The sequence below is a fragment of the Streptomyces sp. TG1A-60 genome (assembly GCF_037201975.1).
GTDB lineage: Bacteria > Actinomycetota > Actinomycetes > Streptomycetales > Streptomycetaceae > Streptomyces.
In genome coordinates, this window is the sequence record NZ_CP147520.1 from 5,024,942 (window position 1) to 5,041,105 (window position 16,164).

Consider the following 16,164-nt stretch of genomic DNA (forward strand, 5'->3'; position numbering starts at 1 on the left):
TTCCGCCGTGCTGGGAGCGTCCTCAGAGGCCACACAGCCGACCGTCGGCTCGGACCGGTAGTTTGGGGTGACCGGTGAGGACTTCAGAAGGGTTTGGCCGTGGCTGCTGATCTGTCGACGATCGTGAAGGCGTACGACGTACGCGGGGTGGTCCCGGACGAGTGGGACGAGACCCTGGCCGAGCTCTTCGGAGCGGCCTTCGCGCAGGTGACCGGCGCGGAAGCCGTCGTGATCGGCCACGACATGCGGCCCTCCTCGCCCGGCCTGTCGCGTGCCTTCGCGCGCGGGGCGGCGGCGCTCGGGGTGAACGTGACCGAGATCGGCCTCTGTTCGACGGACCAGCTGTACTACGCGTCGGGTGCGCTGAACCTGCCCGGCGCGATGTTCACGGCCTCCCACAACCCCGCTCAGTACAACGGCATCAAGATGTGCCGCGCGGGCGCCGCCCCCGTCGGCCAGGACACCGGGCTCGCCGAGATCCGCCAACTGGTCGAGGAGTGGAGCGAGTCGGGTGCGCCCGAGCCGGCCGTAACGCCGGGAACGATCACCCGGCGGGACACGTTGGAGGATTACGCGGCACACCTCCGAGGCCTCGTCGACCTGACCTCCGTCCGCCCCCTGAATGTGGTCGTCGACGCGGGCAACGGCATGGGCGGCCACACCGTCCCGACGGTCTTCGCCGGCCTGCCGCTGGACCTGGTCCCCATGTACTTCGAGCTGGACGGCACCTTCCCGAACCACGAGGCCAACCCCCTCGACCCGGCGAACATCGTCGACCTCCAGAAGCGGGTCCGCGAGGAGGGTGCCGACCTGGGCATCGCCTTCGACGGCGACGCCGACCGCTGCTTCGTCGTCGACGAGCAGGGCAACCCGGTCTCGCCCTCCGCGATCACCGCCCTGGTCGCCTCCCGTGAACTCGCCAGGCACGGCGGCAAGGGCACGGTCATCCACAACCTGATCACCTCCTGGTCCGTCCCCGAGGTGGTGAAGGAGAACGGCGGCACGCCGGTGCGCACCCGCGTCGGCCACTCCTTCATCAAGGCCGAGATGGCCAGGACGGGTGCGATCTTCGGCGGCGAGCACTCCGCCCACTACTACTTCGCCGACTTCTGGAACGCCGACACGGGCATGCTGGCCGCCCTCCACGTCCTCGCCGCCCTCGGCGGCCAGGACGGCCCCCTCTCCGGCCTCGTCGCCCAGTACGACCGCTACGCCGGCTCCGGCGAGATCAACTCCACGGTCGCCGACCAGACGGGCCGCCTGGCCGCCGTCAAGACGGCGTACGAGAGCCGGGCCGGCATCACCCTCGACGAACTCGACGGCCTGACCGTCTCCTCGGCGGACTGGTGGTTCAACGTCCGACCGTCCAACACCGAACCCCTGCTGAGGCTGAACGCGGAGGCGAGGGACGAGACGACGATGGCGAAGGTACGGGACGAGGTACTGAACATCATCAGGGCCTGAGCGCCCACGCCGGAGTGCCGCTCCGCCCGCCCGTGGCCGTACCCCGCCTGCGGGCAGCCGCTGCCGCGCGGCTGCCCGCCTGCCGACCCAGCATCGGCTGCCGCTCGCGGCCTAGCTCCGGGCAGCCGCGCGGTGAGGCGGCTGTCTGTGTTCGTGGCTGCGGGCAGGCGCGCCGCTGGGGGCGGCACGGGTGGGCGCAGGCGGCACCCGGCGCACGCCGGTGAGCGAAACCCGCCGCAGACAGAGCCGTCGGGGCACTTGGTGACGCCGAGCCCCGCCCCGACCGGCTCACCCACCAAGGCCCAACCCCGGCGCCCACCCCCGCACGGCGGTACCCTGACCAGGCCGCACCGCACCGAACCCGCCCCCGAAGGGACCCGACATGCCGCTCGAAGCCGGCCTCCTGGAGATCCTCGCCTGCCCGGCCTGCCACGCCCCCCTCACGGAGGAGGACACCGAGCTCGCCTGCACGAGCCAGGACTGCGGCCTCGCCTACCCGATCCGGGACGGCATCCCCGTACTCCTCGTCGACGAGGCCCGCCGCCCCGCGTGACCGCGATCAGGCGCTCGCGCAAGGCGTAACCACGCACAGGCCGGGAAACCCGGTCCCAAGGCGAGAAGGCGTAAAAGGGCACCCGGCGATCGGAGGCTGCCGCCCATGCTGGACGAATCGCTGCTAGACACCCCCGACGCCCTGTCGGAGGCGGACCGTCGCGGCCTGCTCCGCGGCGCTGCCGAGGCAGGCGCCCGGGTCCGTACGGCCCTCCGCCTCGGCACCGAGGCCGGCATCCCGGACCTGAAACCGGACGGCCGCCCGCGCGCCCTCCTGATCGCGGGCCCCGGCATGGCCTCCGCGGGCGTCGCCGACCTGCTCGGCGCCCTCGCGGGCGCAGCCTGCCCCCTCACCCGTATCCACCCCACCGGCGTGGCCCCCGCCGCGGGTGCCCTCCGCTGGGAACTCCCCGGCTGGGCGGGCTCGGTCGACCTCCTCCTGATCGCCACCGCCGACGGCGGCGAACCCGGCCTGTCGATCCTCGTCGACCAGGCCTATCGCCGCGGCTGCACGGTCGCCGCCGTCGCCCCGTCCGACACCCCGGTCGCCGAGGCCGTGGAAGGCGCCCACGGCCTCTTCGTACCGATGGCGACCGGCCCGTACGAGGAAGAGGTGCCCCTCGGCGCCGCGGCCCCCGGTGTGCTGTGGGCGTTGCTCACCCCGATGCTCGCGCTCCTGGACCGCACCGGCGTGGTCGCCGCTCCGCCGGACGCCCTGCAGAAGGTCGCCGACCGCCTCGACCAGGTCGCCGAGCGCTGCGGCCCGGCCATCGCCACGTACAGCAACCCCGCCAAGACACTCGCCGCCGAACTGGCCGACGCGCTGCCGGTGATCTGGACCGAAGGCCAGGCCGCCGGCCCGGTGGGCCGCCGTTTCGTCTCCGCGCTCGCCGACCTGGCGGGCCGCCCCGCCCTCGCCGCCCAACTGCCCGAGGCTCTCGCCTCGCACACCGTGCTGCTGTCCGGCCCACTGGCCGCGGGCGGGCCGGACGACTTCTTCCGCGACCGCGTCGAGGACCCGCCCGCCTTCCGTGTGCGCGTGGTCCTCCTCCGCGACCGCCCGACCGGCGGCCTGAGCGCCGTACCGACCGCCCGCGAACTGGCCCTCGGCCATGACACCGCGATCAGCGAGCTGGAACCCGAGGAAGGCAGCGACCTGGAAACCCTCGCGGAAATGATCGCCATCACGGATTTCGCCGCCGTTTACCTGTCGCTCGCTTCGGGAGCCTGACCTTCACCCGGAACCCTCCCCACCGGACCCGGCTCCCCGCACCCAGACCCACCACTGGCTCCCGGTCGGACGGCCCACGACCCACGGCCCCGAACGGCGTACGGAGAAGACACACCATGGACCGCCTCGACAACACCGTCCGCCCCTACGCCTGGGGCTCGACCACCGCCATCCCGCAGCTCCTCGGCGTGACACCCACCGGCGAGCCGCAGGCGGAGATGTGGATGGGCGCCCACCCCGGCGCCCCCTCACGCACCGGACGCGGCCCCCTCACCGAGGTGATCGACGAGGCCCCGGAACGTGAGTTGGGATCTCGAACCGTCGCAAGGTTCGGCGCCCGCCTCCCGTTCCTCCTGAAACTCCTCGCCGCCGGCGCCCCCCTCTCCCTCCAGGTCCACCCCGACCTCGAACAGGCCAGGGAGGGTTACGAGGACGAGGAACGCCGGGGCGTCCCGGTCGACGCGGGCCACCGCAACTACAAGGACGCCAACCACAAGCCCGAACTGATCTGCGCTCTCACGGAGTTCGACGGTCTCTGCGGCTTCCGCCAACCCCTCCAGGCCGCCGACCTGCTCGCCGCCCTCGACGTCGACTCCCTCAAGCCGTACGTCGACCTCCTGCACGCCCACCCCGAAGAGGCCGCGCTGCGCGAGGTGCTGGCCGCCGTGCTGGGCGCCGAACCCGAGGCGATGGCCCAGACCGTCACCGAGGCCGCGGTCGCCTGCGCCCGCCTCGGCGGCACCTACACCCCGTACGCCGACATCGCCCACCACTACCCGGGCGACCCCGGCGTCATCGCCGCGATGCTGCTCAACCACGTCCGACTGCAGCCCGGCGAGGCCCTGTTCCTCGGCGCCGGCATCCCGCACGCGTACCTGAACGGACTCGGCGTGGAGATCATGGCCAACTCGGACAACGTCCTGCGCTGCGGGCTGACGCCCAAGCACGTCGACGTCCCCGAACTCCTGCGCATCGTCCGCTTCGAGGCGACCGACCCCGGCGTCCTGCGCCCCGAGGCGTCCCCCGACGGCGAGGAGGTCTACGAGACCCCCATCGACGAGTTCCGCCTCTCCCGCCACGTCCTGCCCGAGGCCACCGCCCCGCACGACCTCACCCGCCCCACCCCGCAGATCCTCCTCTGCACGGCCGGGTCGGTCCGCGCGGGCGAACACACGCTCGCCCCCGGCGAGTCCGTCTTCGTACCGGCGGACGAGAAGGCCGAGGTGTCCGGACCGGGCACGCTGTTCCGGGCGACCGTGGTCGCGTGAGTGGCGTGAACCCCGCCTGATCCACAGCGTGGCGCACCGATGCCGGACCGGGCTGCAACAATGCCCCCTGCAAAAGGCGGGCGGAGCCCGGCCGGTGACGGACGGACGCGTGGGTGCACAGGCCCACGCACAGACATATGCGTAGGCGAAGGGACACCCCGGACACATGAGCGCGTCAGGCGGCACCAAGGCGATCGTGGCGGCGCTTGTCGCCAACCTCGCGATCGCGGTAGCGAAGTTCGTGGCGTTCCTCTTCAGTAACTCGTCGTCGATGCTCGCCGAGTCCGTGCACTCGCTCGCCGACTCGGGCAATCAGGCCCTGCTGCTCCTCGGAGGTAAGAAGGCCAAGCGCGAGGCGACCCCGCAACACCCCTTCGGCTACGGCCGCGAGCGCTACATCTACGCCTTCCTCGTCTCCATCGTCCTCTTCTCCGTCGGCGGCATGTTCGCCCTCTACGAGGGCTACGAGAAGATCAAGCACCCGCACGAGATCGACCACTGGTACTGGCCGGTCGGCGTCCTCGTCTTCGCGATCATCGCCGAGACCTTCTCCTTCCGCACGGCCATCAAGGAGTCCAACGTCCTGCGGGGCGACAAGTCCTGGACCGAGTTCGTCCGCCACGCCAAGGCCCCCGAACTGCCGGTCGTGCTCCTGGAGGACCTCGGCGCCCTCGTCGGCCTGTTCCTCGCGCTCGGCGGCGTCGGCCTCGCCCTGCTCACCGGCGACGGCGTCTGGGACGGCATCGGCACCCTCTGCATCGGCGTCCTGCTCATCCTGATCGCGATCGTCCTCGCCGTCGAGACCAAGTCCCTGCTCCTCGGCGAGTCCGCCGGTGCCGAGGACGTGGAGAGGATCGCGAAGGCCGTCGTCGACGGCGACACCGTCACCAGCGTCATCCACATGCGCACCCTCCACCTCGGCCCCGAGGAACTCCTCGTCGCGGCCAAGATCGCCGTCCAGCACGACGACACGGCCTCCGAGATCGCCTCCGCCATCAACGCCGCCGAGTCCCGCATCCGCGAGGCGGTCCCGATCGCCCGCGTCATCTACCTCGAACCGGACATCTACAGCGAGACGGAGGCCGCCAAGGGCGCCGACCCCGAGGCCACCCCCGGCGGCGAGACCCCCGCCGCCGAGCACTGACCCACCGGCCACCCCGCGTGGCACCGGGGCCCGTCGCACACCGACGCGACGGGCCCTTTCCCGTCCCCGGCCCCACGGGCTCTCACTCTGCCCGTCCCTTCCGGCCCAGCCGCTCCGGCTTGATCGGCTTGATCTGTACGCAGGCGGACTGGGGCCGGCCGGGCCGACCGGTGTAGCTTGGGACGGAGCCAGACGTCGCTGCTGATGGCGGTCGGGCGGTCCCACCGAGGACCGACCGAGGGAGAGAGGGCCTCCGACGGACTGTGCTGCGCACACGCGGGCATGCCTGTGTCCTCTTCGGGGCACCCCTGTACCGCCGCCGCGCAGACCGGCCCTACCCACCCTCGACCCGACACCCGAGGAGCAGCTCGCAATGACGACTGTCGACACCCGACAGGACTTCAAGGTCGCCGACATCTCCCTGGCCGAGTTCGGCCGCAAGGAGATCACCCTCGCCGAGCACGAGATGCCCGGCCTGATGGCGATCCGCAAGGAGTACGCCGAGGCGCAGCCCCTCGCCGGCGCCCGCGTCACCGGCTCCCTGCACATGACCGTGCAGACTGCCGTCCTCATCGAGACCCTGGTCGCCCTCGGCGCCCAGGTCCGCTGGGCCTCCTGCAACATCTTCTCCACCCAGGACCACGCCGCCGCCGCCATCGCGGTCGGCCCCAACGGCACGGTGGACAACCCGCGGGGCGTCCCGGTCTTCGCCTGGAAGGGGGAGACCCTTCAGGAGTACTGGTGGTGCACCGAGCAGGCCCTGACCTGGCCGGACAGCCCCACCGGCGGCCCCAACATGATCCTCGACGACGGCGGTGACGCCACCCTCCTCGTCCACAAGGGCGTCGAGTACGAGAAGGCCGGCAAGGTCCCTGCCGTCGACACCGCCGAGAACGACGAGCACCGCGTCATCCTCGAACTCCTCAACCGCACCATCACCGACGGCTCCCAGAAGTGGACCCAGCTCGCCTCGGAGATCCGCGGCGTCACCGAGGAGACCACGACCGGCGTCCACCGCCTGTACGAGATGCAGCGCGACGGCGTCCTGCTCTTCCCGGCGATCAACGTGAACGACGCCGTCACCAAGTCGAAGTTCGACAACAAGTACGGCTGCCGTCACTCCCTGATCGACGGCATCAACCGCGCCACCGATGTCCTCATCGGCGGCAAGACCGCCGTCGTCTGCGGCTACGGCGACGTGGGCAAGGGCTGCGCGGAGTCCCTGCGCGGACAGGGCGCCCGCGTCATCGTCACCGAGATCGACCCGATCTGCGCGCTCCAGGCCGCGATGGACGGCTACCAGGTCACGACCCTCGACGAGGTCGTCGACAAGGCCGACATCTTCATCACCACGACCGGCAACAAGGACATCATCATGGCCTCGGACATGGCCAAGATGAAGCACCAGGCCATCGTCGGCAACATCGGCCACTTCGACAACGAGATCGACATGACCGGCCTCGCCAAGATCCCCGGCATCGTCAAGGACGAGGTCAAGCCGCAGGTCCACACCTGGACCTTCCCCGACGGCAAGGTCCTCATCGTCCTGTCCGAGGGCCGCCTGCTGAACCTGGGCAACGCCACCGGCCACCCGTCGTTCGTGATGTCCAACTCCTTCGCGGACCAGACCCTGGCCCAGATCGAGCTGTTCACCAAGCAGTCCGAGTACCCGATCGGCGTCTACACGCTGCCCAAGCACCTCGACGAGAAGGTCGCCCGCCTCCACCTCGACGCCCTCGGCGTGAAGCTCACCACGCTCCGCCCCGAGCAGGCCTCGTACATCGGCGTAGAGGTCGAGGGCCCGTACAAGTCCGACCACTACCGCTACTGATCCGCCCGGCCGTGGGTGCGTCCGTGCGCTGACGCACCCACCTCGGCAGCAGCTCCCAGGCAGGCCCCCGCACCCCCGTGCCGGGGGTCTGCCCGTTCCGCTCCTGACCCGCCCGTCGGCCGGACCAGCCCGTCAAGATCCAGGATCTCCATGCCCCGCGGCCGGTATTCGCTTCACGACCCGCACGACCACACCCCCCTCGCCGAAGAGCACTTCCACTGCGCGCCCGGGCCGTCCGGCTGGCGCTATGTCTCCCAACTGACCACCCCGTCCGGTGATCACACCGGCTCCGTCGACCTCGCCCTCGACGGAATCGGCCGCCCCATCCGCCTCGAACTCCACGCCGCGAGCTGGCAGGTCCGCGGCGCCGCCCTCGGCGGCGTCACCTGGGTGCGCACCGATCCCACCGGCACGGAGGCCACCGAAGGCAATGTCCGCGCCCACGCCTTCACCGGCACATCCCCGGCATTCCTCATCGCCACCGTCCGTCTCCTGCGCCTCACCCCCTCCACGCCCGCCACTCGCGTACGTCTGGTCGCCTTCACCGACCCGGTCCTCGCCCCGCGCACCGTGGACCAGTCCTGGGCCTTGATCGCAAGAGAAGCACACGCCACTGACAACGGCCCCCTGACCGTGGACGAATACCAGGTCACGGCCCTGGACACGGGCGAGCAGCACACCGTTCACATCGCCGGCGACGTCGTCCTCGCGGCATCCGGCATCGAACTGGAGCACCTGGAATCACCGCCGTCGACGTTCGACTGACGCGGGTGCTCGGTTCGCTGGAGCCAGTGCTCTGCTGACGGAGCTGATCAGCCGGCGCAGCCGTTCGGCTGACAGCGCCCGGGGTGAACGGTCGACGCCGTGGCTCACGCGGGCGGCGCGAACCCGGTGCCAGGCCGCTCGGCAGACGGTTCCCGCGGTTCCCGCGGCGGCTCGGAGGCCACCGGGCCCCCAGGAGCGGCCGAGCCGGGACCACCAGCACCGGACGCGGCCCCCGCCCCTGCGGCAGGCGGCACAAACCCCGGGGCACCCGCAGGCGGTGCCTGACTCACGAACTCCTTGGGCGGCCCGTACACCGGGGTGACCGGAGGCTGAGCCGTCGGGGACTGAGCCATCTGCCGGCCCCACTCGGCCCCACCGACCGGCACACCCGGCACGCCGACCTCGCCCGTCGGGGCTCCCTCAAACGCACGTCGTGCCTCGCGCGCCTGCCGTTCGTGCACCACAGCCGCCAGATATGCGCCCGCCGGCACCCCGTACGGTGCCGGAGTGCCCGTACGCGCCGCGAGGTCCGAGGCGAGACGTTCCGCCATCGCCGCGCCGACGTGCGGATCCAGCTGCCGCATCCGTGTCAGGTACTGGCGGATGGCAAGCCACAGCCCGTCCGGCACGGCGGACAGGTCGAGCCCGGAGAACTGCCCCACGAGCCAGGGCGGCGGCGGAGGTACGAACGACGTCCGCCCGGCCGGCACCCGCTCCCTTACGACCAGCGTTCCCGCGAACACATCACCCAGCCGCCGGCCCCGCGCCGACACGAGTGAGGCGATGCAGGCGACGACCCCGAACGTCATCAGGATCTCCACCACCCCGACCGCACCGCGCACCAGCGCGTGCCGGAACCGGATCGGCCCACCGTCGTCCCGCACCACCCGCAGCCCGCACGCCAGCTTCCCCAGCGAACGACCATGGCTGAGCGTCTCCACCGCGATCGGCCCGCCCACCAGCACGAGCAGGAAGCTCGCGATGGATATCGCCATCTGCGCGGCCTCGTCGAGGCCGGCCGTCGCCAGCACCAGGATCAGGACCACCGCGAGGTAGACGACCATGGCCACGATCAGGTCGAGCAGCACGGCCAGCGCCCGGCTCGGCAGCTTCGCGGGACGCAGCTCCAGCGCCACCGCCTCACCCGTCACTAGCTCATTCACACCCGTAGTCCTTCCGGTTTCATCCCCTGGCCTGCCCCGAGAGTGGCCAGTCTGCCAAGCTGAGGCCACATCGCGCCGCAGTAGGACCAGTACGACAAGCCGACACGCAGTACGAGAGGGACGAGGAGCAGCACACCCGATGGACCTCGATGTCTTCGTGTCCGCCCATCGCGCCGAGTGGGACCGCCTGGACGCCCTGCTCCGCCGTCAGCGCCGTCTCACGGGCGCAGAGGTCGACGAACTCGTCGCTCTCTACCAGCGCACGGCCACTCACCTCTCGCTGATCCAGTCCAGTGCCCCGGACCCCCAGCTCACCGGCCGCCTCAGCCAACTGGTGGCACGCGCGCGCAGTGCCGTGACGGGAATCCGCCGCTCCTCCTGGCGCGATGTCGTCCGCTTCCTGACCCACGGTTTCCCCGCGGCGGTCTACCGCTCCCGCCACTGGTGGGTCCCCACCGCGCTTCTCTCCACCCTCGTCGCCGTCCTCCTGGGGTGGTGGATCGGCACCCACCCGGAGGTCCAGGCCACTATCGCGGCGCCCGACGAACTCCGCGAGATGACCCGGCCCGGCGGCCAGTACGAGACGTACTACTCCAGCCATCCCGCCGCTTCATTCGCCGCCCAGGTATGGACGAACAACGCTCAGGCCGCCGCGATGTGCCTGGTCCTGGGCATCTTTCTGGGCCTGCCGGTCCTCTGGATCCTGCTCCTGAACATGCTCAACCTGGGCGTGGGCATCGGTCTCATGTCCTCGGCCGGCCGACTCGACGTCTTCCTCGGCCTGATCCTCCCGCACGGCCTCCTGGAGCTGACCGCCGTCTTCGTGGCGGCCGGCACGGGACTACGCCTGGGGTGGACCGTGATCGACCCAGGCCCCCGAAGCCGCCGGTCTGCGCTGGCCGAGGAGGGGCGAGCGGCCCTGGGCATGGCGCTGGGCCTGGCACTGGTCCTCTTCGTCTCGGGCGCCATCGAAGGCTTCGTCACCCCGTCCGGCCTGCCCACCTGGGCCCGCATCAGCATCGGCGTCCTCGCCGAGCTCGCCTTCCTCGCATACGTCTATGTCCTGGGCGGACGCGCCGCGCGAGCCGGTGACACGGGCGACGTCGAGGAGCACGAACGCAGTGCGGCGGTGCCTACGGCCGCCTGATGTGCGGACACCTCCGTCGGGCTGTTAGTCTCCTCTTCGTTCCCGCAAGAGCCGTTGACACGGAGCCTGTGGGGAGGTAGGTTAGAACAGTTGCCTAGAGGTGGACATGCCCCACGGTGACAGTGAAAACCTATCGGCTCCTCGTGAATGCGATTTCCTGAGTGAGCCCTACCCGATGATTCAGGAACAAGTGGCCGGTCAGTTCGGCCAAAGACTTCTGATAAAGTCGGACTCGCCGAAAGAAAGCCGCAAGGCAATCAGATAGGCAAAGGCCTTCCAGCGGCCATCGGAAATGAGTTCCGACCGGAAACGGAACGGAAAACGGATCTGGTAAGGTTGGAAACGTAAGACCGAAGGGAAGTGCCCGGAGGAAAGCCTGAGCCGGTTGGTTTGGGTGAGTACAAAGGAAGCGTCCGTTCCTTGAGAACTCAACAGTGTGCCAAAAATCAACGCCAGATATGTTGATACCCCGTTCCTGGCCGGTTTCGGTCGGGGCGAGGTTCCTTTGAAACAAACACAGCGAGGACGCTGTGAACGGTCGGGCTTATTCCGCCTGACTGTTCCGCTCTCGTGGTGTTGCACCCGATTACGGGTACACATTCACGGAGAGTTTGATCCTGGCTCAGGACGAACGCTGGCGGCGTGCTTAACACATGCAAGTCGAACGATGAACCACTTCGGTGGGGATTAGTGGCGAACGGGTGAGTAACACGTGGGCAATCTGCCCTTCACTCTGGGACAAGCCCTGGAAACGGGGTCTAATACCGGATACGACATCGGGAGGCATCTCCTCGGTGTGGAAAGCTCCGGCGGTGAAGGATGAGCCCGCGGCCTATCAGCTTGTTGGTGAGGTAATGGCTCACCAAGGCGACGACGGGTAGCCGGCCTGAGAGGGCGACCGGCCACACTGGGACTGAGACACGGCCCAGACTCCTACGGGAGGCAGCAGTGGGGAATATTGCACAATGGGCGAAAGCCTGATGCAGCGACGCCGCGTGAGGGATGACGGCCTTCGGGTTGTAAACCTCTTTCAGCAGGGAAGAAGCGCAAGTGACGGTACCTGCAGAAGAAGCGCCGGCTAACTACGTGCCAGCAGCCGCGGTAATACGTAGGGCGCGAGCGTTGTCCGGAATTATTGGGCGTAAAGAGCTCGTAGGCGGTCTGTCGCGTCGGATGTGAAAGCCCGGGGCTTAACCCCGGGTCTGCATTCGATACGGGCAGACTAGAGTGTGGTAGGGGAGATCGGAATTCCTGGTGTAGCGGTGAAATGCGCAGATATCAGGAGGAACACCGGTGGCGAAGGCGGATCTCTGGGCCATTACTGACGCTGAGGAGCGAAAGCGTGGGGAGCGAACAGGATTAGATACCCTGGTAGTCCACGCCGTAAACGGTGGGAACTAGGTGTTGGCGACATTCCACGTCGTCGGTGCCGCAGCTAACGCATTAAGTTCCCCGCCTGGGGAGTACGGCCGCAAGGCTAAAACTCAAAGGAATTGACGGGGGCCCGCACAAGCAGCGGAGCATGTGGCTTAATTCGACGCAACGCGAAGAACCTTACCAAGGCTTGACATACACCGGAAACGGCCAGAGATGGTCGCCCCCTTGTGGTCGGTGTACAGGTGGTGCATGGCTGTCGTCAGCTCGTGTCGTGAGATGTTGGGTTAAGTCCCGCAACGAGCGCAACCCTTGTTCTGTGTTGCCAGCATGCCTTTCGGGGTGATGGGGACTCACAGGAGACTGCCGGGGTCAACTCGGAGGAAGGTGGGGACGACGTCAAGTCATCATGCCCCTTATGTCTTGGGCTGCACACGTGCTACAATGGCAGGTACAATGAGCTGCGAGGCCGTAAGGCGGAGCGAATCTCAAAAAGCCTGTCTCAGTTCGGATTGGGGTCTGCAACTCGACCCCATGAAGTCGGAGTTGCTAGTAATCGCAGATCAGCAGTGCTGCGGTGAATACGTTCCCGGGCCTTGTACACACCGCCCGTCACGTCACGAAAGTCGGTAACACCCGAAGCCGGTGGCCCAACCCCCTTGTGGGGAGGGAGCTGTCGAAGGTGGGACTGGCGATTGGGACGAAGTCGTAACAAGGTAGCCGTACCGGAAGGTGCGGCTGGATCACCTCCTTTCTAAGGAGCACTTCTTACCGGCTTCGGCTGGTCAGAGGCCAGGACATCAGCGAACGTCTGATGCTGGTTGCTCATGGGTGGAACGTTGATTATTCGGCACGGTTCAGTATGGGTGAGAGCGTTAGTACTGCTTCGGCGTGGAACGCGAAGCTCATCGACTGATCGTGTCGGGCACGCTGTTGGGTGTCTGAGGGTATGGCCGTATGGCTGCCTTCAGTGCCGGCCCCAGTGCACTCGGACCGCTCTGGTTCGGGGTGATGGGTGGTTGGTCGTTGTTTGAGAACTGCACAGTGGACGCGAGCATCTGTGGCCAAGTTTTTAAGGGCGCACGGTGGATGCCTTGGCACCAGGAACCGATGAAGGACGTGGGAGGCCACGATAGGCCCCGGGGAGTCGTCAACCAGGCTTTGATCCGGGGGTGTCCGAATGGGGAAACCCGGCAGTCGTCATGGGCTGTCACCCTTGCCTGAACACATAGGGCAAGTGGAGGGAACGCGGGGAAGTGAAACATCTCAGTACCCGCAGGAAGAGAAAACAACCGTGATTCCGGGAGTAGTGGCGAGCGAAACTGGATGAGGCCAAACCGTATGCGTGTGAGACCCGGCAGGGGTTGCGTATACGGGGTTGTGGGATCTCTCTTTCACAGTCTGCCGGCTGTGAGACGAGTGAGAAACCGTTGATGTAGGCGAAGGACATGCGAAAGGTCCGGCGTAGAGGGTAAGACCCCCGTAGCTGAAACATGAACGGCTCGTTTGAGAGACACCCAAGTAGCACGGGGCCCGAGAAATCCCGTGTGAATCTGGCGGGACCACCCGTTAAGCCTAAATATTCCCTGGTGACCGATAGCGGATAGTACCGTGAGGGAATGGTGAAAAGTACCGCGGGAGCGGAGTGAAATAGTACCTGAAACCGTGTGCCTACAAGCCGTGGGAGCGTCGGACAAGCACGTGTGCTTGTCTCGTGACTGCGTGCCTTTTGAAGAATGAGCCTGCGAGTTTGCGGTGTGTTGCGAGGTTAACCCGAGTGGGGTAGCCGTAGCGAAAGCGAGTCCGAACAGGGCGTTTCAGTAGCACGCTCAAGACCCGAAGCGGAGTGATCTAGCCATGGGCAGGTTGAAGCGGCTGTAAGAGGTCGTGGAGGACCGAACCCACCAGGGTTGAAAACCTGGGGGATGACCTGTGGTTAGGGGTGAAAGGCCAATCAAACTCCGTGATAGCTGGTTCTCCCCGAAATGCATTTAGGTGCAGCGTCGTGTGTTTCTTGCCGGAGGTAGAGCACTGGATAGGCGATGGGCCCTACCGGGTTACTGACCTTAGCCAAACTCCGAATGCCGGTAAGTGAGAGCGCGGCAGTGAGACTGTGGGGGATAAGCTCCATGGTCGAGAGGGAAACAGCCCAGAGCATCGACTAAGGCCCCTAAGCGTACGCTAAGTGGGAAAGGATGTGGAGTCGCAGAGACAACCAGGAGGTTGGCTTAGAAGCAGCCACCCTTGAAAGAGTGCGTAATAGCTCACTGGTCTAGTGATTCCGCGCCGACAATGTAGCGGGGCTCAAGCGTACCGCCGAAGTCGTGTCATTCATACAACAGGGCCAACGCCTGTATGGATGGGTAGGGGAGCGTCGTGTGCCGGGTGAAGCAGCCGCGGAAGCGAGTTGTGGACGGTTCACGAGTGAGAATGCAGGCATGAGTAGCGATACAAACGTGAGAAACGTTTGCGCCGATTGACTAAGGGTTCCTGGGTCAAGCTGATCTGCCCAGGGTAAGTCGGGACCTAAGGCGAGGCCGACAGGCGTAGTCGATGGATAACCGGTTGATATTCCGGTACCCGCTGTGAAGCGTCAAACATTGAACCAGGCGATGCTAAGTCCGTGAAGCCGTCCCGGAGCCTTCGGGCAAAGGGGAGTGGTGGAGCCGACGGACCAGACCTGCAGTAGGTGAGTGATGGGGTGACGCAGGAAGGTAGTCCATCCCGGGCGGTGGTTGTCCCGGGGTAAGGGTGTAGGCCGTGCGACAGGTAAATCCGTCGTACATGTGGCTGAGACCTGATGCCGAGCCGATTGTGGTGAAGTGGATGATCCTATGCTGTCGAGAAAAGCCTCTAGCGAGTTTCATGGCGGCCCGTACCCTAAACCGACTCAGGTGGTCAGGTAGAGAATACCGAGGCGTTCGGGTGAACTATGGTTAAGGAACTCGGCAAAATGCCCCCGTAACTTCGGGAGAAGGGGGGCCATCACTGGTGAGAGGACTTGCTCCTCGAGCTGGGGGTGGCCGCAGAGACCAGCGAGAAGCGACTGTTTACTAAAAACACAGGTCCGTGCGAAGCCGTAAGGCGATGTATACGGACTGACGCCTGCCCGGTGCTGGAACGTTAAGGGGACCGGTTAGCTCACTTTCGGGTGGGCGAAGCTGAGAACTTAAGCGCCAGTAAACGGCGGTGGTAACTATAACCATCCTAAGGTAGCGAAATTCCTTGTCGGGTAAGTTCCGACCTGCACGAATGGCGTAACGACTTCTCGACTGTCTCAACCATAGGCCCGGTGAAATTGCACTACGAGTAAAGATGCTCGTTTCGCGCAGCAGGACGGAAAGACCCCGGGACCTTTACTACAGTTTGATATTGGTGTTCGGTTCGGCTTGTGTAGGATAGCTGGGAGACTTTGAAGCAGCCACGCCAGTGGTTGTGGAGTCGTCGTTGAAATACCAGTCTGGTCGTGCTGGATGTCTAACCCGGGTCCGTGATCCGGATCGGGGACAGTGTCTGATGGGTAGTTTAACTGGGGCGGTTGCCTCCCAAAGAGTAACGGAGGCGCCCAAAGGTTCCCTCAGCCTGGTTGGTAATCAGGTGGTGAGTGTAAGTGCACAAGGGAGCTTGACTGTGAGACCGACGGGTCGAGCAGGGACGAAAGTCGGGACTAGTGATCCGGCGGTGGCTTGTGGAAGCGCCGTCGCTCAACGGATAAAAGGTACCCCGGGGATAACAGGCTGATCTTCCCCAAGAGTCCATATCGACGGGATGGTTTGGCACCTCGATGTCGGCTCGTCGCATCCTGGGGCTGGAGTCGGTCCCAAGGGTTGGGCTGTTCGCCCATTAAAGCGGTACGCGAGCTGGGTTTAGAACGTCGTGAGACAGTTCGGTCCCTATCCGCTGTGCGCGTAGGAGTCTTGAGAAGGGCTGTCCCTAGTACGAGAGGACCGGGACGGACGAACCTCTGGTGTGCCAGTTGTCCTGCCAAGGGCATGGCTGGTTGGCTACGTTCGGGAGGGATAACCGCTGAAAGCATCTAAGCGGGAAGCCTGCTTCGAGATGAGGACTCCCACCCCCTCTGAGGGGTTAAGGCTCCCAGTAGACGACTGGGTTGATAGGCCGGATGTGGAAGCCCAGTAATGGGTGAAGCTGACCGGTACTAATAGGCCGAGGGCTTGTCCTCAGTTGCTCGCGTCCACTGTGTTGGTTCTGAAACCACGAACAA

General features: G+C 66.5%; 9 protein-coding genes and 2 rRNA genes. 10 read left to right on the plus strand and 1 reads right to left on the minus strand.

The features are described 5' to 3' along the window. Positions 1–99 precede the first annotated feature (99 nt). The 7 genes from WBG99_RS21865 to WBG99_RS21895 all read left to right on the plus strand — a co-directional run bounded on the left by WBG99_RS21865 (position 100) and on the right by WBG99_RS21895 (position 8,255). The gene (locus tag WBG99_RS21865; protein WP_338897925.1) at positions 100–1,464 is read left to right on the plus strand and encodes a phosphomannomutase/phosphoglucomutase; all 1,365 of its coding nucleotides are present in this window, start codon (positions 100–102) and stop codon (positions 1,462–1,464) included. 382 nt (positions 1,465–1,846) lie between these two features. Beyond that, positions 1,847–2,017: a Trm112 family protein gene (locus WBG99_RS21870; RefSeq protein WP_200307918.1), complete on the plus strand. Its 171-nt coding sequence runs from the start codon at positions 1,847–1,849 to the stop codon at positions 2,015–2,017. A gap of 105 nt (positions 2,018–2,122) precedes the next feature. Continuing rightward, the gene (locus WBG99_RS21875; protein ID WP_338897927.1) at positions 2,123–3,247 is read left to right on the plus strand and encodes an SIS domain-containing protein; all 1,125 of its coding nucleotides are present in this window, start codon (positions 2,123–2,125) and stop codon (positions 3,245–3,247) included. Between the two features lie 116 nt (positions 3,248–3,363). Beyond that, positions 3,364–4,515 carry a mannose-6-phosphate isomerase, class I gene (manA, locus tag WBG99_RS21880; RefSeq protein WP_338897928.1) on the plus strand — a complete coding sequence of 384 codons (1,152 nt, stop codon included), beginning with the start codon at positions 3,364–3,366 and terminating at the stop codon, positions 4,513–4,515. A gap of 166 nt (positions 4,516–4,681) precedes the next feature. After that, on the plus strand, positions 4,682–5,659 hold the full coding sequence (locus WBG99_RS21885; RefSeq protein WP_338897929.1) for a cation diffusion facilitator family transporter: 978 nt from the start codon (positions 4,682–4,684) through the stop codon (positions 5,657–5,659). A gap of 373 nt (positions 5,660–6,032) precedes the next feature. After that, the gene (gene ahcY, locus WBG99_RS21890; protein WP_338897931.1) at positions 6,033–7,490 is read left to right on the plus strand and encodes an adenosylhomocysteinase; all 1,458 of its coding nucleotides are present in this window, start codon (positions 6,033–6,035) and stop codon (positions 7,488–7,490) included. 150 nt (positions 7,491–7,640) lie between these two features. Next, complete coding sequence (locus WBG99_RS21895; RefSeq protein ID WP_338897932.1) at positions 7,641–8,255, plus strand: hypothetical protein; 615 nt, start codon at positions 7,641–7,643, stop codon at positions 8,253–8,255. Between the two features lie 104 nt (positions 8,256–8,359). On the opposite strand, the gene WBG99_RS21900 is transcribed toward WBG99_RS21895, so the two are convergent. Further along, positions 8,360–9,418 carry an RDD family protein gene (locus WBG99_RS21900; RefSeq protein WP_338897933.1) on the minus strand — a complete coding sequence of 353 codons (1,059 nt, stop codon included), beginning with the start codon at positions 9,416–9,418 and terminating at the stop codon, positions 8,360–8,362. A gap of 139 nt (positions 9,419–9,557) precedes the next feature. Here WBG99_RS21900 and WBG99_RS21905 point away from each other — a divergent pair, with 139 nt between their 5' ends. The 3 genes from WBG99_RS21905 to WBG99_RS21915 all read left to right on the plus strand — a co-directional run bounded on the left by WBG99_RS21905 (position 9,558) and on the right by WBG99_RS21915 (position 16,122). Further along, positions 9,558–10,565, plus strand: a complete 1,008-nt coding sequence (locus WBG99_RS21905; protein ID WP_338897934.1) for a stage II sporulation protein M — start codon at positions 9,558–9,560, stop codon at positions 10,563–10,565. 599 nt (positions 10,566–11,164) lie between these two features. Next, a 16S ribosomal RNA gene (locus WBG99_RS21910) occupies positions 11,165–12,693 on the plus strand. Between the two features lie 308 nt (positions 12,694–13,001). Continuing rightward, a 23S ribosomal RNA gene (locus tag WBG99_RS21915) occupies positions 13,002–16,122 on the plus strand. Together the 16S and 23S rRNA genes form the textbook arrangement of a ribosomal RNA operon. Positions 16,123–16,164 lie beyond the last annotated feature (42 nt).

What these genes read in the sequence shown, in the direction of transcription:
- manA (WP_338897928.1), top strand. Translation starts at nt 3,364, where the DNA reads ATGGACCGCCTCGACAACACCGTCCGCCCCTACGCCTGGGGCTCGACC.
- WBG99_RS21885 (WP_338897929.1), top strand. Translation starts at nt 4,682, where the DNA reads ATGAGCGCGTCAGGCGGCACCAAGGCGATCGTGGCGGCGCTTGTCGCC.
- WBG99_RS21875 (WP_338897927.1), top strand. Translation starts at nt 2,123, where the DNA reads ATGCTGGACGAATCGCTGCTAGACACCCCCGACGCCCTGTCGGAGGCG.
- ahcY (WP_338897931.1), top strand. Translation starts at nt 6,033, where the DNA reads ATGACGACTGTCGACACCCGACAGGACTTCAAGGTCGCCGACATCTCC.
- WBG99_RS21905 (WP_338897934.1), top strand. Translation starts at nt 9,558, where the DNA reads ATGGACCTCGATGTCTTCGTGTCCGCCCATCGCGCCGAGTGGGACCGC.
- WBG99_RS21870 (WP_200307918.1), top strand. Translation starts at nt 1,847, where the DNA reads ATGCCGCTCGAAGCCGGCCTCCTGGAGATCCTCGCCTGCCCGGCCTGC.
- WBG99_RS21895 (WP_338897932.1), top strand. Translation starts at nt 7,641, where the DNA reads ATGCCCCGCGGCCGGTATTCGCTTCACGACCCGCACGACCACACCCCC.